25 protein-coding genes are annotated in these 24,764 nt (G+C 59.8%); 6 read left to right on the forward strand and 19 right to left on the reverse strand.

Annotated features, from left to right (window positions below):
• Positions 1 to 5 precede the first annotated feature (5 nt).
• The 10 genes from kdpA to EKA13_RS11055 form a co-directional block, all read right to left on the reverse strand.
• Positions 6 to 1,700: a potassium-transporting ATPase subunit KdpA gene (gene kdpA / locus EKA13_RS11010; protein WP_065759425.1), complete on the reverse strand. Its 1,695-nt coding sequence runs from the start codon at positions 1,698 to 1,700 to the stop codon at positions 6 to 8.
• A gap of 8 nt (positions 1,701 to 1,708) precedes the next feature.
• Positions 1,709 to 1,798 carry a K(+)-transporting ATPase subunit F gene (kdpF, locus tag EKA13_RS11015; protein WP_065759426.1) on the reverse strand — a complete coding sequence of 30 codons (90 nt, stop codon included), beginning with the start codon at positions 1,796 to 1,798 and terminating at the stop codon, positions 1,709 to 1,711.
• Between the two features lie 130 nt (positions 1,799 to 1,928).
• Complete coding sequence (locus tag EKA13_RS11020; protein WP_065759427.1) at positions 1,929 to 2,978, reverse strand: AI-2E family transporter; 1,050 nt, start codon at positions 2,976 to 2,978, stop codon at positions 1,929 to 1,931.
• A 12-nt stretch (positions 2,979 to 2,990) separates the two neighbouring features.
• A complete protein-coding gene (locus tag EKA13_RS11025; RefSeq protein WP_100250135.1) occupies positions 2,991 to 3,779 on the reverse strand; it encodes a DUF4892 domain-containing protein in 789 nt (262 codons plus the stop codon).
• Positions 3,780 to 3,894: 115 nt separating this feature from the next.
• Positions 3,895 to 4,749: an alpha/beta hydrolase gene (locus EKA13_RS11030; RefSeq protein ID WP_065759429.1), complete on the reverse strand. Its 855-nt coding sequence runs from the start codon at positions 4,747 to 4,749 to the stop codon at positions 3,895 to 3,897.
• The gene (locus EKA13_RS11035; RefSeq protein ID WP_065759430.1) at positions 4,746 to 5,540 is read right to left on the reverse strand and encodes an alpha/beta fold hydrolase; all 795 of its coding nucleotides are present in this window, start codon (positions 5,538 to 5,540) and stop codon (positions 4,746 to 4,748) included. The genes EKA13_RS11030 and EKA13_RS11035 overlap by 4 nt, the downstream gene beginning before the upstream one ends.
• Positions 5,541 to 5,679: 139 nt before the next feature.
• A complete protein-coding gene (locus EKA13_RS11040; RefSeq protein WP_065759431.1) occupies positions 5,680 to 6,123 on the reverse strand; it encodes a hotdog fold thioesterase in 444 nt (147 codons plus the stop codon).
• Between the two features lie 35 nt (positions 6,124 to 6,158).
• Entirely contained in the window at positions 6,159 to 6,614 is a 456-nt protein-coding gene (sixA, locus tag EKA13_RS11045) for a phosphohistidine phosphatase SixA (protein ID WP_065759432.1), read from the reverse strand.
• A complete protein-coding gene (locus tag EKA13_RS11050; RefSeq protein WP_065759433.1) occupies positions 6,611 to 6,958 on the reverse strand; it encodes a DUF4389 domain-containing protein in 348 nt (115 codons plus the stop codon). Before EKA13_RS11050 ends, sixA begins: the two co-directional genes overlap by 4 nt.
• A gap of 16 nt (positions 6,959 to 6,974) precedes the next feature.
• Positions 6,975 to 8,000, reverse strand: coding sequence for an NAD(P)H-dependent glycerol-3-phosphate dehydrogenase (locus EKA13_RS11055; RefSeq protein WP_065759434.1), 1,026 nt, complete (start codon positions 7,998 to 8,000; stop codon positions 6,975 to 6,977).
• A 308-nt stretch (positions 8,001 to 8,308) separates the two neighbouring features.
• Here EKA13_RS11055 and EKA13_RS11060 point away from each other — a divergent pair, with 308 nt between their 5' ends.
• The 5 genes from EKA13_RS11060 to EKA13_RS11080 all read left to right on the forward strand — a co-directional run bounded on the left by EKA13_RS11060 (position 8,309) and on the right by EKA13_RS11080 (position 14,092).
• On the forward strand, positions 8,309 to 9,199 hold the full coding sequence (locus EKA13_RS11060) for an ABC transporter substrate-binding protein (RefSeq protein ID WP_065759435.1): 891 nt from the start codon (positions 8,309 to 8,311) through the stop codon (positions 9,197 to 9,199).
• Positions 9,196 to 11,127, forward strand: a complete 1,932-nt coding sequence (locus tag EKA13_RS11065) for a response regulator (RefSeq protein WP_065759436.1) — start codon at positions 9,196 to 9,198, stop codon at positions 11,125 to 11,127. The genes EKA13_RS11060 and EKA13_RS11065 overlap by 4 nt, the downstream gene beginning before the upstream one ends.
• A gap of 202 nt (positions 11,128 to 11,329) precedes the next feature.
• On the forward strand, positions 11,330 to 11,845 hold the full coding sequence (gene fabA, locus EKA13_RS11070; RefSeq protein WP_065759437.1) for a 3-hydroxyacyl-[acyl-carrier-protein] dehydratase FabA: 516 nt from the start codon (positions 11,330 to 11,332) through the stop codon (positions 11,843 to 11,845).
• Between the two features lie 11 nt (positions 11,846 to 11,856).
• Positions 11,857 to 13,077: a beta-ketoacyl-ACP synthase I gene (gene fabB / locus EKA13_RS11075; RefSeq protein WP_065759438.1), complete on the forward strand. Its 1,221-nt coding sequence runs from the start codon at positions 11,857 to 11,859 to the stop codon at positions 13,075 to 13,077.
• A gap of 154 nt (positions 13,078 to 13,231) precedes the next feature.
• Positions 13,232 to 14,092, forward strand: a complete 861-nt coding sequence (locus EKA13_RS11080) for a pirin family protein (protein ID WP_065759439.1) — start codon at positions 13,232 to 13,234, stop codon at positions 14,090 to 14,092.
• 45 nt (positions 14,093 to 14,137) lie between these two features.
• On the opposite strand, the gene EKA13_RS11085 is transcribed toward EKA13_RS11080, so the two are convergent.
• The 4 genes from EKA13_RS11085 to EKA13_RS11100 all read right to left on the reverse strand — a co-directional run bounded on the left by EKA13_RS11085 (position 14,138) and on the right by EKA13_RS11100 (position 17,881).
• Positions 14,138 to 14,863, reverse strand: a complete 726-nt coding sequence (locus EKA13_RS11085) for a dienelactone hydrolase family protein (RefSeq protein ID WP_065759440.1) — start codon at positions 14,861 to 14,863, stop codon at positions 14,138 to 14,140.
• A 69-nt stretch (positions 14,864 to 14,932) separates the two neighbouring features.
• Positions 14,933 to 16,837 carry a molecular chaperone HtpG gene (gene htpG / locus EKA13_RS11090; RefSeq protein ID WP_065759441.1) on the reverse strand — a complete coding sequence of 635 codons (1,905 nt, stop codon included), beginning with the start codon at positions 16,835 to 16,837 and terminating at the stop codon, positions 14,933 to 14,935.
• Positions 16,838 to 16,946: 109 nt separating this feature from the next.
• A complete protein-coding gene (locus EKA13_RS11095; protein WP_065759442.1) occupies positions 16,947 to 17,408 on the reverse strand; it encodes a PaaI family thioesterase in 462 nt (153 codons plus the stop codon).
• On the reverse strand, positions 17,405 to 17,881 hold the full coding sequence (locus EKA13_RS11100) for a PaaI family thioesterase (protein ID WP_065759443.1): 477 nt from the start codon (positions 17,879 to 17,881) through the stop codon (positions 17,405 to 17,407). Before EKA13_RS11100 ends, EKA13_RS11095 begins: the two co-directional genes overlap by 4 nt.
• A 156-nt stretch (positions 17,882 to 18,037) precedes the next feature.
• Here EKA13_RS11100 and EKA13_RS11105 point away from each other — a divergent pair, with 156 nt between their 5' ends.
• Positions 18,038 to 18,328, forward strand: coding sequence for a hypothetical protein (locus EKA13_RS11105; RefSeq protein WP_065759444.1), 291 nt, complete (start codon positions 18,038 to 18,040; stop codon positions 18,326 to 18,328).
• 124 nt (positions 18,329 to 18,452) lie between these two features.
• Here EKA13_RS11105 and EKA13_RS11110 read toward each other — a convergent pair whose 3' ends face one another.
• From EKA13_RS11110 to lpdA, 5 genes are all read right to left on the reverse strand, one after another.
• The gene (locus EKA13_RS11110) at positions 18,453 to 19,193 is read right to left on the reverse strand and encodes a DUF599 domain-containing protein (protein WP_065759445.1); all 741 of its coding nucleotides are present in this window, start codon (positions 19,191 to 19,193) and stop codon (positions 18,453 to 18,455) included.
• Positions 19,194 to 19,388: 195 nt separating this feature from the next.
• Complete coding sequence (gene brnQ, locus EKA13_RS11115; protein WP_065759446.1) at positions 19,389 to 20,702, reverse strand: branched-chain amino acid transport system II carrier protein; 1,314 nt, start codon at positions 20,700 to 20,702, stop codon at positions 19,389 to 19,391.
• A gap of 315 nt (positions 20,703 to 21,017) precedes the next feature.
• Positions 21,018 to 21,899, reverse strand: a complete 882-nt coding sequence (gene sucD, locus EKA13_RS11120; protein ID WP_065759447.1) for a succinate--CoA ligase subunit alpha — start codon at positions 21,897 to 21,899, stop codon at positions 21,018 to 21,020.
• The gene (gene sucC / locus EKA13_RS11125) at positions 21,899 to 23,065 is read right to left on the reverse strand and encodes an ADP-forming succinate--CoA ligase subunit beta (RefSeq protein ID WP_065759448.1); all 1,167 of its coding nucleotides are present in this window, start codon (positions 23,063 to 23,065) and stop codon (positions 21,899 to 21,901) included. The genes sucD and sucC overlap by 1 nt, the downstream gene beginning before the upstream one ends.
• A gap of 176 nt (positions 23,066 to 23,241) precedes the next feature.
• A complete protein-coding gene (lpdA, locus tag EKA13_RS11130; protein ID WP_065759449.1) occupies positions 23,242 to 24,678 on the reverse strand; it encodes a dihydrolipoyl dehydrogenase in 1,437 nt (478 codons plus the stop codon).
• Positions 24,679 to 24,764: the final 86 nt, after the last annotated feature.

A 24,764-nucleotide genomic window follows, 5' to 3' on the forward strand; every position in this document is an offset into this window, starting at 1 on the left:
GCTCCTTAGAAGCCAAGGCTCAGGTGTTCAGCGACCGGGCCCAAGGCCAGGGCCGGCAGGAAGGTCAGGCCACCCATCAACAGGATGGTGACCAACAGCAAGGTGACAAACAGCGGGCCATGGGTCGGAAAGCTGTTCTGCCCTACCGGCGCGGTTTTCTTGAGCGCCAGGCTGCCGGCCAGGGCCAGTACCGGGAGAATGTAGCCAAAGCGGCCAATCAGCATGCCCAGGCCGAGCATCACGTTGTGGAACGTGGTATTCGCACCCAGCCCAGCGAAGGCAGAACCGTTGTTGGCACTGGCCGAGGTGTAGGCATACAGCAGTTGGCTGAAGCCATGAGCACCCGGGTTGCTCACCGCGCCTGCAGGGCCAGGCAAGCTGGTTGCCAGCGCACCCAGCACCAGTACCCCGAGTGGCATCACCAGCAAGGTTGCTACCAGCAATTGCACTTCACGCGCCTGCAGTTTCTTGCCCAGGTACTCCGGTGTGCGGCCAATCATCAGGCCCGCCAGAAACACAGCGATCAACACGTTCAGCAGCATGCCGTAGAGCCCGGCACCCACACCGCCAAAAATCACCTCGCCCACCATCATGTTGACCATCGCCACCATGCCACTGATCGGGTTGAGGCTGTCGTGCATGTTGTTCACTGAGCCATTGGACGCCGCTGTCGTGGTGACCGTCCACAGCACGCTACCGGTGGTGCCGAAGCGGCTTTCCTTGCCTTCAAGCGGTGCCGTCTGTTCGATCTGAGGGTTGCTCAATGCCGGGTTGGCCTGGTACTCGGACCACAGCGCAGTCGACCCACCGATCAGGAACAGCGCCAGCATGCAGGCGATGATCGCCCGGCTTTGGCGCAGGTCTTTGACGTAATGGCCAAAGGTGAACACCAAGGCCACCGGGATGAGGATGATTGAAGACACCTCGAAGAGGTTGCTCCAGGCACTCGGGTTCTCGAATGGGTGCGCCGAGTTGACCCCGAAGAAGCCGCCGCCGTTGGTACCCAGTTGCTTGATTGCGATCTGGCTGGCGGCCGGCCCCAGCGGAATAAGCTGGTCGACGCCTTGCAGGGTGAGCGCTTTGACGTAGTCGCTGAAGGTTTGCGGCACGCCCTGCCAAACCAGCAACAACGCCAGTACCAGGCACAGCGGCAGCAAGCCATAGAGGGTTGCACGGGTCATGTCGACCCAGAAATTACCCACCGTACTCGCCGAGCGCCGGGCAATGCCACGGCACAACGCAACCAGCACGGCAAGGCCCGTCGCAGCACTGACAAAGTTCTGCACGGTCATGCCAAGCATTTGGCTCAGATAGCTGACTGACGCCTCACCACTGTAGGACTGCCAGTTGGTGTTGGTCATGAAACTGACTGCAGTGTTGAACGCCAATGACCACTCTTGTCCCGGCAAATGCTGCGGGTTGAGTGGCAGGTAACCTTGCAGCAGCAGTACGCCGAACACCATCAGGAAACCTGCCAGGTTGAACGCCAGCAAGGCCAGCGCGTACTTCTGCCAGCTCTGCTCGCGGCCCGGATCGACACCTGCGATGCGATAACAACCCCGCTCCACCGGCCCCAGGATCGGCGTCAGCCAGGTACGCTGCCCTTCCATCACCCTGTAATAGAAACGGCCCAGCCAAGGTGCCGGCAACAAGACGATGGCGAAAAATGCCAACAGCAACGCGTAATCGTAACTGTGCATGGCCACTCCTAGCCCCTGTCCGCGCGCAACAGCGCGGCCATCAGATAAACCCACAACGCCACTGCCAGCAGCAGTGACACCCCGTCCAGAATGCTCATCACAACTCTCCGTCTCGCAGCACAGTGCCGCTGACGGTCATTGTCGAAAGAGAGGCTGTAAAGGAACGAGAGCGAGTGCCCGATGAAGGCATAAAGAGTGCGTAAAGATCACCGGCGGTGCTGCAGCCTGTCAGGTGTGCGGCTGGTCCGGCTTGCTGTGCACCCAGTCCAGCAGCAGGCTGTAGGCCACCGCAAGCAGGGTCGGGCCAATGAATAGGCCGATGAAACCGAACGCCAACAGACCGCCAAACACACCGAGCAGGACAATCACCAGCGGCAGGTCACCGCCACGGCTGATCAGGTAGGGTTTGAGTACGTTGTCGACGCCACTGATGATGAACGTGCCCCACATGCCCAGGAACACCGCCATACCGTATTCCCCCTTCCAGACCAGCCACGCGGTAGCGGGTATCCAGGCCAGCGGTGGGCCCATGGGGATAAGGCTGAGCATGAAGGTAACGATGCCCAACACCAGCGCACCTGGTATGCCTGCAATCAAGAAACCGATCAATGCCAGCAGCGCTTGGGCCGCCGCCGTGCCGATCACGCCATTGACCACACGCTGCACGGTGCCGGCAATCAGGTCGAGGTAGTGGCCGGCACGCTCACCGATCAGGCGGCCCAGCAGGCTCAGGACAAACGCCGCAAGACGCGGCCCGTCACGGTAGAAAAAGAACACGAACACCAGGCTCAGGACAATTTCGAGCATACCGCTGCCAATCTGGGCACTGCGCGCCAGCAGCCAGTTCCCGACCTGGCCGAGGTACGGTTTGAGATTGGCCAGCATGGCCACACCCTGCTGGTCGACAGCGATCCAGATACCCACCAGGCGCCCGCCGATCAGTGGAATACTGCCCAGCCAGCTCGGCGCATCGGGCAGACCGTCGACCTGTACGTCTCGAATGAACGCCGTAGCATCGCGAACGTGGTCCACCAGGTTGAACCCCAGCCAGACCAGCGGCAAGGCCACCAGTAAAATCCACAGCGAGGTCAGGAACGCCGCTGCCAGGGTCTCTCGGTCCCCCAGCAGCCGCGTCAACAGGCGCATCAACGGCCAGCTGGCATACGCCAGGATCGCCCCCCAGAGCAACGCAGAGAAAAATGGCGCCATGACCCACAGGCCAGCCCCAAGCAATCCCAGCAGGAGGATCTGTACCAGCAGGCGGTCGTTACTCAGCATGATGTTCCCTGATCAGCGAATCAATTCAACGTGCAGGCCGCTTGCGCTGCCCTGACCAACTTCCAGCCGCGCCGCGCGCACACCGGTCTTGATCAACTGTTCGCGCCAGGCTTCAGCCTGGGCGCCAGCCAGTGTGACACGCAGGGTGCTGTCCAGGTTGAAACTTCGCCCAAGCAGTACAACCCAGTCTGCTGGCGGCTCCCCCTCAAGGTCGGGATAGTCCAGCTTGCCGGTACTGCGCAGTTCACGTAGCACCGTTGCCGGGGTTGGCAAAACGTCCGCCAGGGGCGCATTGGCAACAAACTGCTCGGCATGCAGGTAGGCCCGCTTGTTTCCACGTGTGATGCCGTACAAGGCGATCAAGGTATCCTGTGCTGGCGCAGCCAGGCGCAGGAGCACAAAGGCTTGCTGCTCGTCGGAGCCATAGAGCCGCGCGTTGCCGAACACCTCATTGGCCCACAGGTTGCTCTCACCGCAGTCACGCGCCTCACACCAGAACAGCGCATAGCCGCCCTCTGCCTGCAAGGCTTCTCGCGCTTGAGTGAACGCCTCGCTGGCGGTACGCTCGACGGGCAACTGCCAGGTCACCGAGCTGAGTTGGCCTCGGCCCTCAATCTTGTTCTCCATGCGCAATTGGCCACTGATCTTGCGCAGGGCGCCCAGCGGGTAGACGCGTTCCTGTTCCGTTGCTGCGTGTTGATCAACGGCTTTGGCATCCATTGGCACCGGCAGCTCAGCGGCAACCAGCGGCCAGGCAACGAGCAAGGCCAGAGCGGAAACAGCAGATTTCAGGCTCGTCATCGTATTCATCGGCACGCCACGCCCTGAAGGGCGCCGCGAGGTGAGGCAGTGTCACACGTGGTCATGGTTGTCTCCCTGTTCAACCCGCCAAGCCTCGACAGTTGCCTGCTACAAGTCAAGGAATGGCAAAGAAGCGATTGAAACAGTCTGCGACAAGGGAAGCACCCGCCTCATCGTTCAGGTGTAGATGGTGGCCACCCGGCAGTTGTTTCTGTTCAAAGGGTAGCTGCTCAAGCAAGGCAGTGTGCCGCACCAACATACCGTCGGCGGCCACGATCAATTGTGCAGGGCAAGCGATGCGGCGCACAAAGCTCTGCGCTTGCTCATCGCTCAAGCGTAGCGCTGAAGGTAACGTCAGGCGACTGTCGCTGCGCCAGGTAAAACCACCCGGCACGGCCTCCAACCCTCGCTGGGCGAGCAGCCCAGCCGCTTCGCGACTCACCGCCACCACGCCCTTCATGCGCGCCTCAACGGCCTGCTCCAGTGCCGCATACACCGGTTTGGGCTTCTTGCCGTGGCGCAGTTGCGCCTGCAGGGCCATGCCCATGCGCTCGGCAGTGTCTTCAACCCCTGCGGTCGGCGGGACAACGCCATCAATCAGGGCCAGACGAGCGATACGTTCAGGCACGGCCCCCGCCAGCACCACTGAGACAATCGCCCCCAAGGAGTGCCCCATCAGGGAGAAGCGCTCCCAGCCCAAATGTTCGGCGAGCCTCAACACGTCGAAGGCATAGTCCCACAAGGCATAGCTGGCCCCTGGCGGGCGGTGGCCGGACAAACCGTGCCCGGCCAGGTCCAGCGCAACGATACGCAGCCCCGCCAGCTTCGGTGCCAGCCGTACAAAGCTGTTGGCATTATCCAACCAGCCATGCAACGCAATCACCGGGCGTCCATCGGCCGGGCCAAACAACTGCGCTGCCAACTCGACATGCCCCAGATTCAGACGCACCTGTTCGATTGGGCCGGTCATACGCTTTGCTCCTGCCAGCGGTCGAACAGCCCCTTGAGCAAGCTGGCGGTGTCGGTCGGGCGCTCCAGTGGAAACATGTGCCCGCCCGGCACGCTGTGAAACTCGCCGCGCGGCATGCGACGAACTGCATAGGCATGATGGCGCTTGATCACCCGGCTATGGCTGCCACGCACCATTGCCAGCGGGATCGAAACCTGACGGACTTGCCCTGGACTGATATGGGGCAAGCTACGGTAGATGCTGATTTCAGTGGCCGGATCGAAGCGCAGGCGCAACGCGTCGTCCGCCTCCTGCAGCCCATGCTGCACATAGGCGTCGAGGCAGTCGGGGTCGAAGTTGCGAAACAGGCTCTTGCCTGTGAAGTAGGCCCGTGCGGTTTCTCGATCCGGAAACGCCTCACGTCGGCCCAGCGTACGCCCGGCCGGGGTAAGGCGATCTATGAAGCCAAAGCGTTTGGCCGTGCGAATCAGCCACTCATCGGCGCGCGTCAGCACTGGTGAGTCCAGCATCACCACGCCGCGGTAAAACTGTGGGCAGCGCATTGCCGCATGCAGGTGAAGTAAGCCGCCCAAGGAGTGCCCGACACCCCAGACCGGCGCAGGCTGTTGTTGCAGATGGTGGATCAACTCGTCAACCAGGCTCTGCCAGTTATCGTTGACCGGGAAGCGCGGGTCGTGAGCATGCTGTGGCAGGTGACTGACCTGATAGTCCGGCGCCAGCGCAGCGAATAGCTTGCCGTAGGTGGCCGAGGGGAAACCATTGGCATGAGCGAAGAAGATCTGCTGCGACATGGCCGCCTGTCCGAGAGGAGTAATGGCGTCATTGTCCGCGCCGACTCGGCGCGGGGCAATGTCCGGAAAAGCCATCAGAGACGGCAATCAGGTCAATAGGACGGTGATACCGGCGCAACAGCCTGAATCACCCGCGCCTTCAACGGCTGGGGGCAGCCTCACCCAGCGCGATGACGGCTATCGTCAACCGTGAAATGCAACTGGTCTTGCCCTCTTCGGCACTCAATCGAATGTCCCAGACGTGGGTACTGCGCCCGATATGCACCGGCCGCGCCGTTGCCGTAACCCGACCATTGCGCAAGCCACGCAGGTGGTTGGCGTTGACTTCCAGGCCCACGCAGTAGAACTTCTGCGGATCGATACACAAATAGCTGGCCATGGAGCCGACGGTTTCGGCCAGCACCACAGAAGCACCACCATGAAGCAAGCCGAACGGTTGGCGGGTACGGTGATCGACCACCATGCTGGCCGTCAGCGAATCGTCGCTGAACGACTCGAAGCGGATGTCCAGTACCTCGCCAATGGTGTTCTTTTGCTGGTGATTAAGCTGGTCGATATCAGGCTGGGTGTACCAGATGCTCATGGGCGAGTCCTTTATTGTTCTGGGTTGAGCCGCGCTCAAGGATGGCTCAGGCTACGCAAGGTCATCAACCCAGCCAACGGCCAGTCGCCTTCAAGCTCGGCGAGCGAGGCAGTGCTCATCGGCTGCGGATCACGTCGATGACCCTGTTCAAGCATCCCCACCAGCGTGCCAACCAAGGGCTGATGACTGACCAACAGCACATGCTCCAGGCCCAGCTTGTCCAACTCGGCGATTACCTGGTCGGCTTCGCTCTCTGGGGTCAACCACGGTACGGTGATAAAGGGCTTGTCGAAGGACAACGCGTCACAGACCAGCTGGGCTGTCTGCTGCGCGCGCACATAAGGGCTGGCCAGGACAGCCTGCAGCGGCTGCCCGAGCAACTGCGCGGCACTGCGCAACACCTGCTCACGACCATGCGCGGTCAAGCGGCGTTCGGCATCGCTATGGGCCCGCGCCTCGGCCTCACCATGACGCAGCACCCAGAGCTTCATAGCTTCGGCTCCTCATCACGCACCGGATGGGCAGCCGCAGGTACGCTGTGAGGTGCTTCACCTTCCGGCGCACGCGGGCTTGGCCAGTCAGCAAATGGCCACGGCTTCTGGTCACTGTGGAAGCTGCCGAAACGACCGATTTGCGCAAGGTACTGGCTGAGGCTGTCGCCAAAATTCATCAGGCTGGCACTTGGCGCGCCGTAGATCAGTCGATAGACCAACTGCACCAGTATCAGGCCACCCAGCAGCAGCTCGGCCAGTTGCCACACAATCAGGAACACCAGCATCCAAAGGATACGCAGACCGATCGATTCGCACTGGGCCTGTTTCGGGGATTCGTTCATCTACTGCTCCTGTCGTTCAGTTGAAACCGCTGGTGGAAATGAAGTCGACATCAGTCTTCGGCTCGCCACGCATCAACAACTCGATGACCTGATTGAGGGTACGCCCCTCGAACAGGATCGCATGAAGCCCTGCCACCAGCGGCATGTAGACCTGCAACTCCTGGGCCTTGACCTTGAGCACCTTGAGGGTATTGACGCCCTCGGCCACTTCGCCCAGTCGACTGACTGCCTGCTCCAGGCTCAAGCCCTGGCCCAGTGCGTACCCCACCTGATAGTTGCGACTCTTGGGCGAGGAGCAGGTGACGATCAGATCCCCCACCCCGGCAAGGCCAAGGAAGGTCATCGGGTTGGCGCCCTGGCTGACGGCGAAGCGGGTCATTTCCGCAAGTGCACGGGTGATCAGCATGCTCTTGGTGTTCTCGCCCATACCCAGGGCCACGGCCATGCCGGCAATAATGGCATAGACGTTCTTCAAGGCCCCGCCCAGCTCGACACCGAAGCGGTCGCTACTGGCGTAGACACGAAAGGTTCGACCATGGAGCACGGCCTGAACGCTGCGACAGAGCGCTTCATCTTCGCTGGCAACCACCGTCGCAGTGAGCGCATGCTCGGCTACTTCGCGCGCAAGGTTCGGCCCGGACAGCACGCCAATACGCGCCTGCGGGGCGATTTCCTCGAGGATCTGGCTCATGAGCTTGAAGCTCTGGGCCTCGATACCTTTGGTCAGACTGACCAGCATCTTGCCGCTAAGCAGCCCGGCATGGGGGGCCAGTACTGAGCGCAATGCACTGGAAGGCAGCGCGACAAAGATCAGCTCGCTCCCCTGCAGGGTCGCCAACAGGTCGGTAACCGGCTCTACCCCCGGGTGGAGTTTGATGCCCTTGAGGTAACGCGGATTTTCACGATTGCAACGCATGGCCTCGGCCTGTTCGGGATCGCGCATCCACTGGCGTACCCGGACACCATTTTCGGCCAGCAGATTCGCCACCGCGGTGCCGAAACTACCGCCACCCAGAACTGCAACCGGTTGCTGTTCAGTCATATTCAATCCGTTAATGCCAAAAATGTGGCGACGCCCGCATTATACGGCGCGATAGTGCCAGAGCCAGCGCCAGATACGCGAATCATGGCCGGGATTGCCCTCAGACAACTGGAAAATGCCGGTTACTCGGTTAACATGCCCGATTTATATCCGTAATAAGGCCGCGCCGTGTCACTTGGCCCTCTTCCTTCAGGCTCTCTTATGCTACTGACCCTTGCGGTGAGCGGTCAGCCCCTGCCTGAAAAACGCCCTCTGGGCAACCAGGTAACAGCTCGGGATCACCCTGTCGACGCGGAGCTCGCGCGCTGATGCGCAGGCTTCTGAGCGTACTGCTGCTGGCCTGGCTGTGGCCGCTGACGGCAGCGGCACACGACATCCTGCTGACGGCCGCGACAGAAAGCCCGGGCGTGCGCGCCTTTGTCCACTCGCTGGAACAACGGCGCAGTGCTGACCAGGTACGTTTCCTGCCGGTGGCCGAGTTGCCTGCGCCGGGACGCATAAAGCCGACAACCCGGCTGATTCTGCTCGACACCGCCGCCCTCGACTGGCGCCTCGGTGAAACCACCGGACCACCGGCACTGGTGATGCGCATCAGCCGAGTGCAGGCCAACCAACGGTTTGGGCGTGTGCCCCCACACTACCTGAGCCTGCTGTGGAGCGACCCGTCGCCTGCACGCCAACTGCGCCTGATTCGCTATCTGCTGCCACATGCTCGACGGGTCGGCGTGCTCTATAGCGAGCAAAGCCGTTTCCTGCTCGATGAGCTGAACCAGAGCGCACAGCAGTTGGGCCTGCACATCAACGCCCAAGCCTGGCCGGATCCTCGCGACAATCGCCCTTTGCAAGCGCTGCTGCAGGGCAGTGACGTCGTGCTCGGCATGGACGATCCAGGCCTGTACAACCCGCGTACCGTCAAGAACCTCCTGCTCAGCAGCTACGCCCGACAGATGCCCCTGATCGGCCCCACGGCCGGGTTCGTCAAGGCCGGCGGCCTGGCCAGCACCTTCAGCAACAAGCACGACTGGCTGCGGGTGCTGGACCGCCTGCTCGACCAGGCACCGACCAAATGGCCGCGCACCCACTACCCTGAGCGTTTTGGCGTCATCGGCAACCCTCAAGTGGCCCGCGCCCTGGGGATTGAGCCGATTGAACCGGCTGCGGCAACCAAGGTCGTCGCCGAAGGAGAGCCCACACCATGAACCTGCGCCTGAGCCGGGACATTCATACCCGCACGCAGATCATCAGCCTTGGCCCCGCCCTGCTGCTGACCTTGCTGCTGATCGGTTTCTTTACCTTCGTGCGGATCCAGGACTTGCGCCAGGAACTCAACCACACCGGCCAGTTGATCGCCAACCAGTTGGCTCCCGCATCGGAGTACGGCGTGATCGCGGGTAACGAGGACGTGCTCGAAAGCCTGATGCGGGCCACCTTGAGCATCCCCCACGTGCGTTTTCTGGAGGTTCAGGACAGCGCCAACCATATTCTGGTGCATGTCGAGCAACCCGACGAAAACGACAAACCCACACAACCGGTTGAAGTGTTCCAGGCGCCAATACGCTTGCAACAGATCCCCCTGGACAACGACTTCCTGCATAACAGCAGCCTGCCTGCCTCGGCCCCAGGGGACGACTACCTGGGCCGGGTCATCGTCGGTATGTCCAACAACGCCTTCAGCCAACGGCAACAGGAAATCGTGATCAAGGCGGCGATACTCGCCCTGTTCGCCCTGATCTTCACCTTCCTGCTGGCCCGCCGCCTTGCCCTCAGCCTGGCCAAACCCATCAGCGACATGAGCCAGGCCGTCAAGGCGATCCAGCAAGGCGACTTCACCTCACCACTGCCGGTGCTGGATGACACCGAACTGGGCAACCTCTCCCGGCACATCAACAATCTGGCCTGCGCCATGGCCAAGGCCAGCCACGAACAGCAACAGGCCATCGCGCAACTGGTTCAGGCCCGCGAAGAAGCCGAACAGGCGAACAAGGCCAAATCGGACTTCCTGGCAATGATGAGCCATGAGCTGCGCACACCGATGAACGGCGTGCTGGGCATGCTGCAGTTACTGGAAACCACCCCACTGAGCGAAGAACAGGCCGACTATGCGGCCGTGGCGACGGAGTCAACCGGCCATTTGCTCAAGGTCATCAACGACATTCTTGATTTCTCGCGGATCGAGAGCACTACGCTTGAACTTGAACACATTACCTTCAACCTGGCCGAACTGATTGGCAGTTGCACCCAGGCGTTCCTGCACACGGCCCAGCAGCGCGACCTGGAGCTGCAACTGCGCATGCCACCCGGCATCGAGCAATTGCAGGTGGTCGGCGACCCGACGCGCATCCGCCAGGTACTGGTCAACCTGATTGGCAATGCCTTGAAGTTCACTGAACGTGGCACGGTGCAAATCGAACCGCGCTGGCAAGTGCTCGACCGCCAACTGATCTGGTTCAGTTGCGCAGTACGCGACACCGGTATCGGCATCGACAGCCAACACCTGGAAATGATGTTCGTCGCCTTCCAGCAGGCGGACAGCTCGATTTCCCGGCGTTATGGCGGTACGGGCCTGGGGCTGTCGATTGCCCGAACCCTGGCAGAGCGCATGGGCGGCAACCTGCGCGCCGAAAGCCGCGAAGGCCAGGGCTCAACCTTCACCCTTGAGATTCCCTTGACCCTCGCGGTAAAACCGCAACCCACACTGTCACCCAGCGTGCAGGTCGATGAGGACAACGGCCAGGGCCGGCGAATCCTGCTGGTGGAGGACAACCCAGTCAACCAGACGGTCATCGAAGCCATGCTGCGCAGCCTGGGCTATGAAGTGTGCGTGGCCGTCGACGGTGCTCAGGCCGTAACCCAGATCGCTCGTCAGCGCTTTGCCGCCGTGCTGATGGATTGCCGTCTACCGGTGATCGATGGCTACGAAGCCACCCGTCGAATTCGCCAGCAACCAAAGGACAAAGCCTTGCCGATCATTGCCTTGACCGCCAATGCGCTGCTGGGTGATCGCGAACGTTGCCTGGCCGCCGGAATGAACGATTACCTGACCAAACCCTTCAAACGCACAGATTTACAGCAAATTCTGCAACGTTGGTTACCCGCTGACGCAGCGGCGACTGGCGATAAATGCTAAATTGCGGCAGTCTTAGAGACTGAACCAAGGCCGATTGAGGTCTTGAAAAAAAATTTCAGTGCACAAGTGTACATCTTCGTCCCTGTGCTGTGACTTTCACTACAACGCAATAGTCTATGTGTAGGCTGCCGCCCCAGGCCCAAAAGCCTTGGGTCGGCCGGGAAGATTCGCCCCTGCCGCACCGGATTATTGAGGAGCTCGCATGACCAAACAAAACGCCTTTACTCGGGAAGACCTGCTGCGCTGCAGTCGCGGTGAGCTGTTCGGCCCTGGTAACGCGCAACTGCCCGCCCCGAACATGCTGATGGTGGATCGCATCACCCATATCAGCGAAGAGGGTGGCAAGTACGGCAAAGGTGAATTGGTCGCCGAGCTGGATATCACCCCGGACCTGTGGTTCTTCGCCTGCCACTTTGAAGGTGACCCGGTGATGCCTGGCTGCCTGGGCCTTGACGCCATGTGGCAACTGGTTGGCTTCTTCCTGGGCTGGCAAGGCCTGCCAGGTCGCGGCCGCGCCCTGGGCTCGGGTGAGGTCAAGTTCTTTGGCCAGGTACTGCCGACCGCCAAGAAAGTCACCTACAACATCCATATCAAGCGCGTCCTGAAGGGCAAGCTGAACATGGCCATTGCCGATGGTTCGGTGGCAGTCGATGGCCGCGAGATTTACACCGCCGAAGGCCTTCGGGTCGGCGTATTCACCTCCACTGACAATTTCTAAGGGTTATTCGCATGCGCCGCGTCGTTATCACTGGTCTGGGCATCGTTTCGTGCCTGGGCAATGACAAAGAGACCGTCTCCGCCAACCTGCGTGCAAGCCGCCCGGGCATTCGTTTCAACCCGGAATACAAGGAAATGGGGCTGCGCAGCCAGGTTTCCGGCTCCATTGACCTCAACCTCGAAGAACTGATCGACCGCAAGGTTTACCGCTTCGTCGGCCACGCCGCTGCCTACGCCTACCTGGCGATGCAGGAGGCGATCAAGGACTCCGGCCTGTCCGAAGACCAGGTCTCGAACCCGCGCACCGGCCTGATCGCAGGCTCCGGCGGCGCCTCGACCCTGAACCAGATGGAAGCACTGGACATCCTGCGCGAAAAAGGCGTCAAGCGTGTTGGCCCGTACCGTGTAACCCGCACCATGAGCAGCACCGTTTCTGCGTGCCTGGCAACACCGTTCAAGATCAAGGGTCTGAACTACTCCATCGCGTCGGCCTGCGCTACCAGCGCACACTGCATCGGCGCTGCCATGGAGCAGATCCAGATGGGCAAGCAGGACGTCGTCTTCGCCGGTGGTGGTGAAGAAGAACACTGGAGCCAGTCGTTCCTGTTCGACGCCATGGGCGCCCTGTCCAGCCAGTACAACGAAACCCCGGAGAAAGCCTCCCGTGCCTACGACGCCAAGCGTGACGGTTTCGTCATCGCCGGTGGTGGCGGCATGGTCGTGGTCGAAGAGCTGGAACACGCTCTGGCCCGTGGCGCAAAAATCTACGCGGAAATCGTTGGCTACGGCGCGACCTCCGACGGTTACGACATGGTTGCGCCAAGTGGTGAAGGCGCCATTCGCTGCATGCAGCAGGCACTGTCCACTGTCGACACCCCGATCGACTACCTGAACACCCACGGCACCTCGACACCTGTCGGCGACGTCGCAGAAATCAAGGGCGTTCGTGCAGTCTTCGGCGACAAGGCACCTGCCATCAGTTCGACCAAGAGCCTGTCGGGTCACTCCCTGGGCGCCGCAGGCGTTCACGAAGCGATCTACTGCATGCTGATGATGGAAGGCAATTTCATGGCCGGTTCCGCCAACATCGAGGAGCTGGACCCAGAAGTGGCCGACATGCCGATCCTGCGCGAAACCCGCGAAAACGCCAAGATCGACACCGTCATGAGCAACAGCTTCGGCTTTGGTGGCACCAACGCCACCCTGGTGCTCAAGCGCTGGCAAGGCAAGTAAGGCTTAACACCTTACGCAAAACGCCCCGACTGGTTCGGGGCGTTTTTGTTTCTGCTACCCCGATAGCCATGTTGCATCCGCTTTAACGCTGCCAACGGACACGCCTGCAGACACGCTATGCTGCCTAGGCTATCCGACAGCCATGGAGTACACCGTGAGCACTCCCCTTATCATTCGCCCCAAGGCCGAAGACGTCGAAGGCCAGCCCATCTTGCGCCCACTGCCATCGGCCAGGTGCCGCAGCGTCGGGCCTTTCGTGTTTTTCGACCACATGCTCAAGACCGACTACGCCCCTGGCAGCGGCATGAACATCCGCCAACACCCGCACATCGGTCTGTCCACCCTCACCTACCTGTTTGAAGGCGAGATCCTGCACAAGGACAGCCTTGGCTCAGAGCAACGGGTCAAACCTGGCGAGGTCAGCTGGATGACGGCAGGCAGTGCCGTAGCCCATATCGAGCGTACGCCTGCGGACCTGCTCGCCAGCGGCTCACGCCTGCACGGCCTGCAAGTCTGGCTGGCCTCACCGAAACATGCCGAACAAGGCCCAGCGCATTACAGCCACTACACCACCGCCAGCCTGCCAACGCGTGACAGCCTGGGGGTCAGCATCCGCCTGATCGCCGGTAAAGGCTTTTGCCTGGAGTCTCCGGTTCCGGTGCTCTCGCCCACCCTCTACGCCGATGTGCGCATGCAGGCGGCGACCACACTGCCTCTCCCGACGGAACATGAGCAACGTGCGGTATACCTGCTTGAAGGCGAAGCGAGCCTGAACGGCGAACCGATAGAACCCTGCAGCCTGCTGGTTCTGCCGGAAGGCGAGGAAATGACGCTGTGCGCCGAAGGCGAGTGCCATCTGGTACTGATTGGCGGCGCACCGCTGGATGGGCCAAGACGGATGAACTGGAACTTCGTTGCCAGCGACCCGGCACTGATCGAGCAGGCCCGGGCACGCTGGGCGGCCGGCGACTGGCCGACCGTACCCGGAGAGCACGAGCGCATTGCGCTGCCGTAAAGCGCGCGCCAAGCCGCAGACTGTTGCCTGGCGCGCCTCCAGGGCTTACGCCTGGAACACCTCATCGAGCAGGTTATGCATGGCCTGGAACGCCCGCGTGGCGGTCCTGGCGTCATACATCATCATGCCTGGGGTATTCGCCGCCGGGTCGGTGAACGAGTGCACCGCTCCACCGTAGCTGAGCAACTGCCAGTCAACCTTTGCCGCATTCATTTCGGCCTCGAATGCCGGCAACTGCTCCCTGGGCACCAACGGATCATCCGCGCCATGCAAAACCAGCACTGCGCCCTTGATGTTGGCAGCATCAGCCGGTCGCGGAGTGTCCAGTGTGCCATGGAAGGAAATCGCCGCCTTCAGTGGAGCACCATCACGAGCCAGTTCCAACGCACAGCAACCGCCGAAACAAAAGCCGAACGCCGCCAACTGCCCAGGCAGCAGCGCAGCGCGGGTCTGTTCACGCAACTGCGCCAGCGCCGCCTGCATACGCTTGCGCAGTTCGAGCCGGTCATTTTTCAGCGGCATCATCGCCGCACCGGCCTGCTCGGCATTGCCGGGGCGGACCGCCTGCCCGTACAGGTCAGCAATCAACACCACATAACCGCGCGCCGCAACGGCACGGGCAATAGCTTCAGCGCCAGCCCCGACACCCATCCAGTTCGGGGCCATTATCAACCCCGGTTGTGCGCCACTGCCCGGCGTGTACAGCAAACGGCTCTCATAGGGTTTGCCATCAAGCTGATACACCAGCGACTCGATAACGACTGCGTTCATCACGACCTCCGAAATTGCATAGGGCGCCCATGAAAAAACCCGCCGAAGCGGGTTTTCTCTTACATCGGATTAAGCCGACAGCTCAACCAACAGCTTGTTCAAACGGCGCACATACGCCGCCGGGTCCTTCAAGCTATCACCTGCGGCCAATGCAGCCTGATCGAAGAGGATATGCGAGAAGTCGGCGAAACGGTCTTCGCTCTGCTCGTTGTCCAGTTTTTCGATCAGCGGATGGCTAGGGTTGAACTCAAAGATCGGCTTGGAGTCTGGAACCTTCTGACCACTGGCCTCGAGGATCTGGCGCATCTGCAGGCCCAGGTCTTGCTCACCGATAGCCAGGATGGCTGGCGAGTCGGTCAAACGATGGGAAACCCGTACTTCGCTTACGGCGTCGCCCAGGGCACCTTTCAGGCGCTCGACCAGGCCTTCTTTTTCCTTGGCGATTTCTTCCTGAGCCTTCTTGTCCTCTTCGGAGTCTAGCTTGCCCAGGTCCAGGTCACCGCGCGCAACATCGACAAACTGCTTGCCGTCGAAATCACTGAGGTAGCTCATCAGCCACTCGTCAATACGATCGGTCAGCAGCAGCACTTCGATGCCTTTCTTGCGGAAGACTTCCAGGTGCGGGCTGTTCTTGACCTGCGCGTACGACTCGCCGGTGAGGAAGTAAATCTTGTCCTGACCTTCCTTGGCGCGTGCCAGGTAGTCGGCCAGGGAAACGCTTTGCTCGCCACTGTCGTCCTGGGTGGAAGCGAAACGCAGGAGACCGGCGATTTTTTCCTTGTTGGCGAAGTCTTCAGCCGGGCCTTCTTTCATGACCTGGCCGAAATTCTTCCAGAAGCCTTTGTACTGCTCAGGCTCGTTCTTCGCCAGCTTCTCCAGCATATCCAGAACGCGCTTGGTCAGTGCCGACTTCATCGAGTCGATGATCGGGTCCTTCTGCAGGATTTCACGCGACACGTTCAGCGACAGGTCATTGGAATCGACCACGCCCTTGATGAAGCGCAGGTACAACGGCAGGAAGGACTCCGCCTGGTCCATGATGAACACACGCTGCACGTAGAGCTTCAGGCCACGCGGTGCTTCACGCTGGTACAGATCGAACGGCGCACGGGCCGGTACGTACAGCAGCGAATTGTACTCAAGCTTGCCCTCGACCTTGTTGTGGCTCCAGGCCAGCGGGTTTTCAAAGTCATGACCAATGTGCTTGTAGAACTCCTGGTACTCCTCGTCCTTGATTTCAGTACGCGGACGGGTCCACAGGGCGCTGGCGCGGTTGACGGTTTCCCATGCTTCGGCCGGTTTGTCCTCACCTTCGGCAACCTCGACCTGCTTGGGCAGCTCGATCGGCAAGGCGATATGGTCGGAGTACTTCTTGATGACGTTGCGCAGGCGCCAGCCATCGGCGAACTCGGTCTCGTCCTTCTTCAGGTGCAGGACGATACGGGTACCACGCTCGGCCTTTTCGACAGTGGCGACTTCGAATTCGCCTTCACCTTTGGAGGACCAGTGAACACCCTCGGCAGCGGACAGGCCGGCACGGCGGCTGAACACATCAACCTTGTCAGCGACGATGAATGCGGAGTAGAAGCCCACACCGAACTGACCGATCAGGTGCGAATCTTTCTTCTGGTCACCGGTGAGGTTTTTCATGAAATCGGCGGTGCCAGACTTGGCAATGGTGCCCAGGTGCGTGATCACATCCTCGCGGCTCATGCCGATACCGTTGTCCTCGAGGGTAACGGTGCCTGCTTCCTTGTCGAAGCTCACACGGATTTTCAGCTCGGCGCCGCCTTCAAGCAGCTCAGGCTTGGACAGGGCTTCGAAACGCAGCTTGTCCACTGCATCGGAGGCGTTGGAAATCAATTCGCGAAGGAAAATTTCCTTGTTCGAATACAGCGAATGGATCATGAGGTGCAACAGCTGCTTCACCTCGGTCTGGAAGCCCAGGGTTTCTTTTTGAGTTTCCACACTCATGGTCTTCAAAACTCCAATCTATTGACAGTGGCCACTGACCAGGCAAGTGCGATAGGCACCATCGCCTGGTCGTTGCAGCGGGATGAACAACAGATGGGGGCACTGCGCACTATTTCAAGGGCGGCAATAATTCTTCGATCTTGAAATGCGCGCGAGCAGTGGCGATGGGTTCGGCCTGACTGCCCTGCCAGGCGGTAATCGCGACATTGGTCACTCGTCGCCCCTGACGCCAGAGCTGACACTGGGCATAGGTATCACGGAAGTACCCGGCCCGGAGGTAGTCGACCGAGAAGTCGATGATTTTGGGTATGGCCGCACTCTCACTGAAAATCAGCAGATAGAGGGCGGCAGAAAGCTCCATGAACCCGGCAATCACGCCCCCATGAATGGCGGGCAACAAGGGATTGCCGATGTTGTCGGGGTTGGCAGGCAGACGAAACAACAAGTCTTCGCCCTGACGGCTGCACTCGATACCGATCAACCCGGCATAGGGAATCAGATCCAGAAGTTGCGCATAGTTGCCCTCGGCATGGGCCGCGCGCAGCTGCTGATGAACCTCACGCGGAATCACAGTACACCGTCCTTGAGTTGACTGGCGAACCCCTGCCCGCCCTTGACGCCTTTACCCAAGCGCATAAAGGTACCCACCACTTGCGCAATGGGTCGCTGCGGATCGTCCTGGTACGCCATGCCTCGGGTGAAGATCACGTCCCGGGTGACGCGATAGCACTGTGCATAGCCGTAGATGTCCTTCCCCGCTTCCGAGGGATGCATGTAGTCAATACGCAGATCAAGGGTCGGGCACACCTCGAACACCGGCAACACGCAGAGTGTGGCCATGCCGCAGGTGGTATCCATCAGGGTGGTCAGGGCGCCACCATGAATTGCACCGGTCTGTGGATGACCGACAATTTTCTGTGCGTAGGGCAGAACCAGTGTCATACCGTCAGCATCAGCACACTCGACACGCATGTCCAGTAACTGACAATGACGCAGTGCAGAAAGAAAGCGCTGAGCCTGCGCCATTAATGGTGTCTCACTCATCTTCTTCAGCCCCGTCGTTATCTGCGCCGATGCACAAGCCTAGAAAAAAGTCTATATGGATCCAACAGTTATATATCTGTATCGTATGAGGAACTTATTCCTCAGCCTTGAACTCAAAGGGTTCAAGTAACTGTATTCCACCAGGAGAAACACCCCATGCGTAAACCTTTTGCTTATGCCCTGATGCTGGCCGCTACCCTGGGTCTGGCTGCTTGTGACAAAGCTGCAGAAACCAAAGCACCAGAAGCACCTAAGGCTGTTGAGCAAGCTGCACAGAAAGTCGAAGAAGCTCAGGATAAAGTGAACGAAGCGGCTAAAGAAACTGTCGATGCTGCTAAAGAAACCGTCGAAGCTGCCAAAGATCAAGCTGAAGCTGCTGCGCCTGCCGCGCCTGCCGCACCTGCTGCCCCAGCACCAGAAGCAACGCCAGCCAAGCCTGCTAACTAAGCAGCCGGCTTACAAAAAAAACCCGACACTGTCGGGTTTTTTTATGCCTGTCAAAACCTGTGCCTGCCTAACCCCATGTAACGTCGACCTGAACATCAATAACAATGCGCGACACACTAGCAGTTCAAACCGGAGGTTCCTTATTGGCCTCGGGCATGGGTGCTTCTGTCGGGGTAAACACCATAACTTCGAGCACATCGGAATGGAATTCCCGACGGTAAAGTACCAATACAACACCTGCACTCGTCGCCATGAATAACCAGGGATTGATGAACCAACTGAGCAAGGCCAGGCCAAAGTAGTAAGAACGCAAGCCGAAGTTGAACTGGTTGGCCGCCAGGGAAACAACCCGTGCCGCACGCGAGGCAAACGCTTTACGTTCCTGCTCACTGACATGCCGCTCGCCAATCATCGGCGCAGACCCCACCAATACGGCCGCAAAGTTGTACTGGCGCATGCACCAACTGAAGGTAAAGAAGGCATAGATAAAGACCATTGCCAGGCACAGCAACTTGATCTCGGACATGCTCTGAGATGCTTGCTGCACCAACGGCAAATCAGCCAGCAATGACAATGCCCGGTCCGATGCACCGAGCACCGTCAGGATGCCAGCAAGGATAATCAGCGTACTGGAAGCGAAAAACGAGGCGTTACGCTCCAGGTTCCCGATCACACTGGCATCGGCAATCCGGTTGTCGCGCAACAACATGCGGCGCATCCAATCTTCACGGTACAGGTGCAGAACACTGGCCAGGCACGCCGTGTCACGGCCTTTCCAGGTGGCATAACGGGTGTAGCCACCCCAGCAGACAACGAACCAGCAAACAGCCAGCAGATTAATCAGATTGCTTTGAATGAAGCTCATGGACGGTCCCGATCGAGAGGTTTCGCGCACAGTAAAGTGCGTCGATGGCCTTTCGACGCTTTATCACAAAAAAAGACACGTCACACCCCATAAACGAAAAACCCCACATCTCTATCGGATGTGGGGTTGGGCATCTGCCTAAGCTGACGCACGATGGCTTGTGGCCGGCGTCAACCTTGGGCGAACGCTATCGGCTCAAGCCAAGGCTTCGCGCGGCTTGCCGAGCAGGCGGTCACAGACCACCGCCACGACCAGGGTCGCCACACTCGGCACCAACCAGGCCAGGCCCTGCTCGCTCAGCGGCAGGTTCGCCAGAGACGCTGGCAGCCAGCTTGCCAGCGACGTACCCTTGATGGCATCGACCAGGCCAAACAGCAGCGATACCAGCATCACGGGTGCCAGAATACGCGCCGACGAATGCCACAGCTCTTTGCAGAAGCTCAGGCCGACCAGCACGATGCACGGCGGGTAGATGGCAGTCAGCAACGGAATCGAGAACAGGATCAACTTGGTCAGCCCCAGGTTCGACACCACCAGCGAGAACACTGCCAGAATGACCACCAGGGTACGATAGGACAGAGGCAGCACCTGGCTGAAGTACTCAGCACATGCGCACGTCAGGCCAACCGCAGTCACCAGACAGGCCAGCGCAATCAACACGGCCAGGAACGTGCTACCGAGCGAGCCGAACGTATGCTGCACATAGGCATGCAGTACGGCGGCGCCGTTGGTGGCCCCCATGGCGATGTCGTGGCTGCCTGCGCCAAGACGGAACAGGCTGACATACACCAGCGCCAGGCCAACGCCGGCAATCAGGCCGGCGATAATGGCGTAACGGGTAATCAGCTGCGGCGACTCGACACCCCGCGAGCGGATGGCGTTGACGATGACGATACCGAACACCAACGCACCCAGGGTATCCATGGTCAGGTAACCATTGATGAAGCCCTGGGAAAACGGTGCGGCCACATAAGCGGGTTGAGCCTCGCCAATCGTGCCGGCAGGCAGCATGAATGCCGCGATGCCAAGCGCTGCCAGGGCGATAATCTTCAGCGGCGCAAGAAAGCGGCCTACGGTGTCCAGCAATTTGCCGGGGTACATCGACACGGCCAGCACGACCAGGAAATACACCAGGCTATACAGGAACAGCGCAACCGGGTTTTCACCCACCAATGGCGCGATACCCACTTCAAACGATACGGTAGCCGTACGCGGGGTCGCGAACAGCGGGCCAACAGCCAGGTAGCAGACCGCCGCCAACAGACCACCTGCGACCTTGCCGATCGGGCTGCTCAGGGCGTCCATACCGCCGCCAACCTTGGCCAGTGCAACCACGGTGATCACCGGCAAACCAACCGCGGTAACCAGGAAACCCAGCGCTGCCATCCAGACATGAGGGCCGGACTGCAAACCAACGATAGGCGGGAAAATAATATTGCCAGCTCCGACGAACAACGCGAACGTCATAAAGCCAAGCGCCAGGATGTCCTGGCCTTTCAACACTTTCATTAAGGAAATACCACACTACTGAAATCGGGATTTAGAGAGGGATTTCCCCTTGGGTGAGGGAAATGCTGTCTGACCGGATTAGCCAGACCCGTTTAGCGTGTCGTTCCCTTTTGAGGAGCGGGCACAAAATGAGTGCATAGGTTAACGAATTTACGCCGGAAACGCACGGCTGCAGGGGCGCCTGTCCGATGTGCGAATGTGCAGGTCGTCTGGAAATGCCGGGATTGATACCCCCCGCCGCTAGCGCATCACCCAGAACGCACAAAGGCCACCCGAAGGTGGCCTTTGTGGTTGAAGCAGTCAGTCAGCCGAAGCTTACTTGACAGCCCAACCGGTCAGCTCGGCCAGGGCCTTGCCGATGTCCGCCAACGAACGGACAGTTTTCACGCCAGCGTCTTGCAGGGCAGCGAATTTCTCGTCTGCAGTGCCTTTACCGCCGGAGATGATTGCACCAGCATGGCCCATGCGCTTGCCCGGAGGCGCAGTCACACCAGCAATGTAGGAAACCACTGGCTTGGTCACGTGAGCCTTGATGTAGGCAGCAGCTTCTTCTTCAGCAGAACCGCCGATCTCACCGATCATGACGATCGCTTCGGTCTTCGGGTCTTCCTGGAACAGTTTCAGGATGTCGATGAAGTTGGAGCCTGGGATCGGGTCACCACCGATACCAACGCAGGTGGACTGACCGAAACCGGCGTCAGTAGTCTGCTTGACGGCTTCATAGGTCAGGGTGCCGGAACGGGAAACGATACCGACTTTGCCTGGCAAGTGAATGTGACCTGGCATGATGCCGATCTTGCACTCGCCCGGTGTGATAACGCCTGGGCAGTTAGGGCCGATCAGGGTAACACCCAGCTCGTCACACTTGACCTTCGCGTCCAGCATGTCCAGGGTTGGAATGCCTTCGGTGATGCAGACGATCAGCTTGATACCGCCGAACGCCGCTTCCAGGATCGAGTCCTTGCAGAAAGGCGCTGGAACGTAGATGACCGAAGCGTCGGCGCCAGTGGCAGCAACGGCTTCCTTGACGGTGTTGAACACCGGCAGGTTCAGGTGGGTAGTACCACCCTTGCCTGGGGTCACGCCGCCGACCATCTTGGTGCCGTAGGCGATGGCTTGTTCGGAGTGGAAAGTACCCTGCGAGCCAGTGAAGCCCTGGCAGATGACTTTGGTATCTTTATTGATCAGGACGCTCATTACTTGCCCTCCGCAGCTTTGACAACTTGTTGAGCAGCGTCGGTCAGGCTGGTTGCCGCGATGATGTTCAAACCGCTTTCTGCCAGTACTTTAGCGCCCAGTTCGGCGTTGTTGCCTTCCAGACGAACAACGACCGGCACTTTGACGCCGACTTCTTTCACTGCGCCGATGATGCCTTCGGCAATCATGTCGCAACGAACGATACCGCCGAAGATGTTGACCAATACTGCAGCGACATTGCTGTCGGACAGGATGATCTTGAACGCTTCGGTTACGCGCTCTTTGGTTGCGCCGCCACCTACGTCGAGGAAGTTGGCTGGCTTGCCGCCGTGCAGGTTGACGATGTCCATGGTACCCATGGCCAGGCCAGCACCGTTGACCATGCAGCCGATGTTACCTTCCAGTGCCACGTAGTTCAGTTCGAACTGGGCAGCATGGGCTTCACGCGCGTCGTCTTGCGACGGGTCGTGGAAGGTCTTCAGCTTAGGCTGACGGTACATGGCGTTGGCGTCGATGTTGATCTTGGCATCGAGGCAATGCAGATCGCCGTCGGCCTTGATCACCAGCGGGTTCACTTCCAGCAGTGCCAGGTCATGGTCTTTGAACAGCTTGGCCAGACCGGTGAAAATCTTGGCGAACTGAGCAACCTGCTTGCCTTCCAGACCCAGCTGGAACGCCAGTTCACGACCCTGGAATGGCTGAGCGCCAACCAGTGGATCGATAGTAGCCTTGAGGATTTTTTCAGGGGTATCGTGAGCAATTTTCTCGATGTCCACGCCACCTTCGGTGGACGCCATGAACACGATGCGACGGCTCGAACGATCGACTACAGCGCCCAGGTACAGTTCCTTGGCGATGTCAGTGCAGGATTCGACCAGGATCTTGGTGACTGGTTGACCGTTGGCGTCAGTCTGGTAGGTCACCAGACGCTTGCCCAACCATTGTGCAGCGAACGCTTTTGCGTCTTCTTTGCTGCGAACCAGCTTAACGCCACCCGCTTTACCGCGACCGCCAGCGTGAACCTGGGCTTTTACAACCCATTCGGTACCGCCGATCTTTTCGCAAGCTTCTGCTGCAGCTTCAGGGGTATCGACTGCGAAACCCTTGGAAACTGGCAGGCCGTATTCAGCGAACAGCTGCTTACCCTGATACTCGTGAAGATTCATTCTTTTTACCGTCTTCGTTAGGTACTGCGCTTCGGCGCTGCGCCCTTTCGGGTGCCGCGCCACCTGTGACTGCTTGCCTGGAAAGTTGCCTCACCAGACTCGAGTCCGGCGAACTTTCCGCGGTGAGTCATGCAAGCAAGACTCACGACGGGCCGTCCGCCGTGGTTTCTTATTATTTAACGCTTTTTACGGTTCGCTACGTGAATGGCACCGCCATTCACAGCCAGCGCGGCTTCATGCAGCGCTTCGGACAGGGTCGGATGGGAGAAAACCATCATGCCCAGGTCTTCGGCGCTGGTGCCGAATTCCATCGCGATTGCACCCTGCTGCACCAGTTCGGCGGCGCTTGGGCCAATCACATGTACACCCAGTACGCGGTCGGTCTTGGCGTCGGCAATAACCTTGACGAAACCACCGGTATCGTTGGCAGCCATCGCACGACCACTGGCCGCGAACGGGAAGGTGCCCACGTTAACCTCAACGCCTTCAGCCTTCAAGGCTTGTTCGGTCTTGCCGACCCACGCGATTTCCGGGTGGGTGTAGATAACCGAAGGGATCAGGTCATAGTTCATCTGGGCCTTGTGACCCTTGATGCGCTCGACGACCATGATGCCCTCTTCCGACGCCTTGTGCGCCAGCATCATGCCGCGAACCACGTCGCCAATGGCGTAGACGCCCGGTACGCTGGTAGCGCAGTAGTCGTCGACGAAGATGAAACCACGCTCGTCGATGGTCACGCCGCTGTCAGCTGCCAGCAGGTCAGTGGTCACTGGACGACGGCCGACCGCAACGATCAGCTTGTCGAAGGTGATTTTCTGTTCGCCGTTGGCGTCGGTGTAGGTCACTTCGACTTCTTCGCCGTTGACCTTGGAGCCAGTCACACGCGCACCCAGCTTGACGTCCAGACCTTGCTTGGTCAGGGTCTTCAGGGCTTCCTTGGAGACGGCGGTGTCGGCAGCCATCAGGAAGGTGTCCAGCGCTTCCAGAACGGTAACCTGAGCGCCCAGACGCGACCAGACAGAGCCCAGTTCCAGACCGATAACACCAGCACCGATAACACCCAGACGCTTAGGCACTGCCTGGAATTCCAGGGCGCCAGTGGAGTCGACGATGACTTTCTGATCAACCGGAGCCGGTGGAATGTCGATCGGACGCGAGCCGGAAGCCAGGATCACGTTCTCGGCTTCGATGACTTCAACGGTGCCGTCAGCCTTGGTGACTTCGACTTTCTTGCCAGCCAGCAGTTTGCCGTGGCCCTGGATCGAAGTAACGCCGTTGGCCTTGAACAGGGTAGCAACGCCGCCGGTCAGGTTCTTGACGATGTTCGCCTTGCGGCCAACCATCGCAGGAACGTCCATCTTCACTTCACCAGTGGTGATACCGTGAACGCCGAAGGCGTCCTTGGCTTCGTGGTATTTCCAGGAGCTGTCCAGCAGCGCCTTGGAAGGAATGCAGCCAACGTTCAGGCAGGTACCGCCCAGGGCCAGCTTGCCTTCGCCGTCGGTGTACTTCTCGATACAGGCAGTCTTCAGACCAAGTTGTGCGGCCTTGATGGCGGCTACATAGCCGCCAGGGCCCGCACCGATAACTACTACGTCGAATTTCTGGGTCATAAAGGATTCCTTTTAGCTACAAGCCACAAGCTTCAGGCTGCAAGAAGGCCCGCTTCCGTAAGGAAGCTGGCCCCTTGCAACGTGCA

Source organism: Pseudomonas defluvii, from assembly GCF_001695625.1.
Taxonomy (GTDB): Bacteria; Pseudomonadota; Gammaproteobacteria; order Pseudomonadales; family Pseudomonadaceae; genus Aquipseudomonas; species Aquipseudomonas defluvii.

Excerpts from the sequence above, each read along its gene's own strand:
- EKA13_RS11105 (WP_065759444.1), top strand. The coding sequence starts at position 18,038 with ATGCGTAAACCTTTTGCTTATGCCCTGATGCTGGCCGCTACCCTGGGT.
- sixA (WP_065759432.1), bottom strand. The coding sequence starts at position 6,614 with ATGAAGCTCTGGGTGCTGCGTCATGGTGAGGCCGAGGCGCGGGCCCAT.
- EKA13_RS11025 (WP_100250135.1), bottom strand. The coding sequence starts at position 3,779 with ATGACGAGCCTGAAATCTGCTGTTTCCGCTCTGGCCTTGCTCGTTGCC.
- htpG (WP_065759441.1), bottom strand. The coding sequence starts at position 16,837 with ATGAGTGTGGAAACTCAAAAAGAAACCCTGGGCTTCCAGACCGAGGTG.
- EKA13_RS11030 (WP_065759429.1), bottom strand. The coding sequence starts at position 4,749 with ATGACCGGCCCAATCGAACAGGTGCGTCTGAATCTGGGGCATGTCGAG.
- EKA13_RS11020 (WP_065759427.1), bottom strand. The coding sequence starts at position 2,978 with ATGCTGAGTAACGACCGCCTGCTGGTACAGATCCTCCTGCTGGGATTG.
- EKA13_RS11065 (WP_065759436.1), top strand. The coding sequence starts at position 9,196 with ATGAACCTGCGCCTGAGCCGGGACATTCATACCCGCACGCAGATCATC.
- EKA13_RS11035 (WP_065759430.1), bottom strand. The coding sequence starts at position 5,540 with ATGTCGCAGCAGATCTTCTTCGCTCATGCCAATGGTTTCCCCTCGGCC.
- kdpF (WP_065759426.1), bottom strand. The coding sequence starts at position 1,798 with ATGAGCATTCTGGACGGGGTGTCACTGCTGCTGGCAGTGGCGTTGTGG.
- EKA13_RS11050 (WP_065759433.1), bottom strand. The coding sequence starts at position 6,958 with ATGAACGAATCCCCGAAACAGGCCCAGTGCGAATCGATCGGTCTGCGT.
- EKA13_RS11110 (WP_065759445.1), bottom strand. The coding sequence starts at position 19,193 with ATGAGCTTCATTCAAAGCAATCTGATTAATCTGCTGGCTGTTTGCTGG.
- fabB (WP_065759438.1), top strand. The coding sequence starts at position 11,857 with ATGCGCCGCGTCGTTATCACTGGTCTGGGCATCGTTTCGTGCCTGGGC.
- brnQ (WP_065759446.1), bottom strand. The coding sequence starts at position 20,702 with ATGAAAGTGTTGAAAGGCCAGGACATCCTGGCGCTTGGCTTTATGACG.
- EKA13_RS11055 (WP_065759434.1), bottom strand. The coding sequence starts at position 8,000 with ATGACTGAACAGCAACCGGTTGCAGTTCTGGGTGGCGGTAGTTTCGGC.
- kdpA (WP_065759425.1), bottom strand. The coding sequence starts at position 1,700 with ATGCACAGTTACGATTACGCGTTGCTGTTGGCATTTTTCGCCATCGTC.
- EKA13_RS11085 (WP_065759440.1), bottom strand. The coding sequence starts at position 14,863 with ATGAACGCAGTCGTTATCGAGTCGCTGGTGTATCAGCTTGATGGCAAA.
- EKA13_RS11040 (WP_065759431.1), bottom strand. The coding sequence starts at position 6,123 with ATGAGCATCTGGTACACCCAGCCTGATATCGACCAGCTTAATCACCAG.
- sucC (WP_065759448.1), bottom strand. The coding sequence starts at position 23,065 with ATGAATCTTCACGAGTATCAGGGTAAGCAGCTGTTCGCTGAATACGGC.
- sucD (WP_065759447.1), bottom strand. The coding sequence starts at position 21,899 with ATGAGCGTCCTGATCAATAAAGATACCAAAGTCATCTGCCAGGGCTTC.
- lpdA (WP_065759449.1), bottom strand. The coding sequence starts at position 24,678 with ATGACCCAGAAATTCGACGTAGTAGTTATCGGTGCGGGCCCTGGCGGC.
- EKA13_RS11100 (WP_065759443.1), bottom strand. The coding sequence starts at position 17,881 with ATGAGTGAGACACCATTAATGGCGCAGGCTCAGCGCTTTCTTTCTGCA.
- fabA (WP_065759437.1), top strand. The coding sequence starts at position 11,330 with ATGACCAAACAAAACGCCTTTACTCGGGAAGACCTGCTGCGCTGCAGT.
- EKA13_RS11060 (WP_065759435.1), top strand. The coding sequence starts at position 8,309 with ATGCGCAGGCTTCTGAGCGTACTGCTGCTGGCCTGGCTGTGGCCGCTG.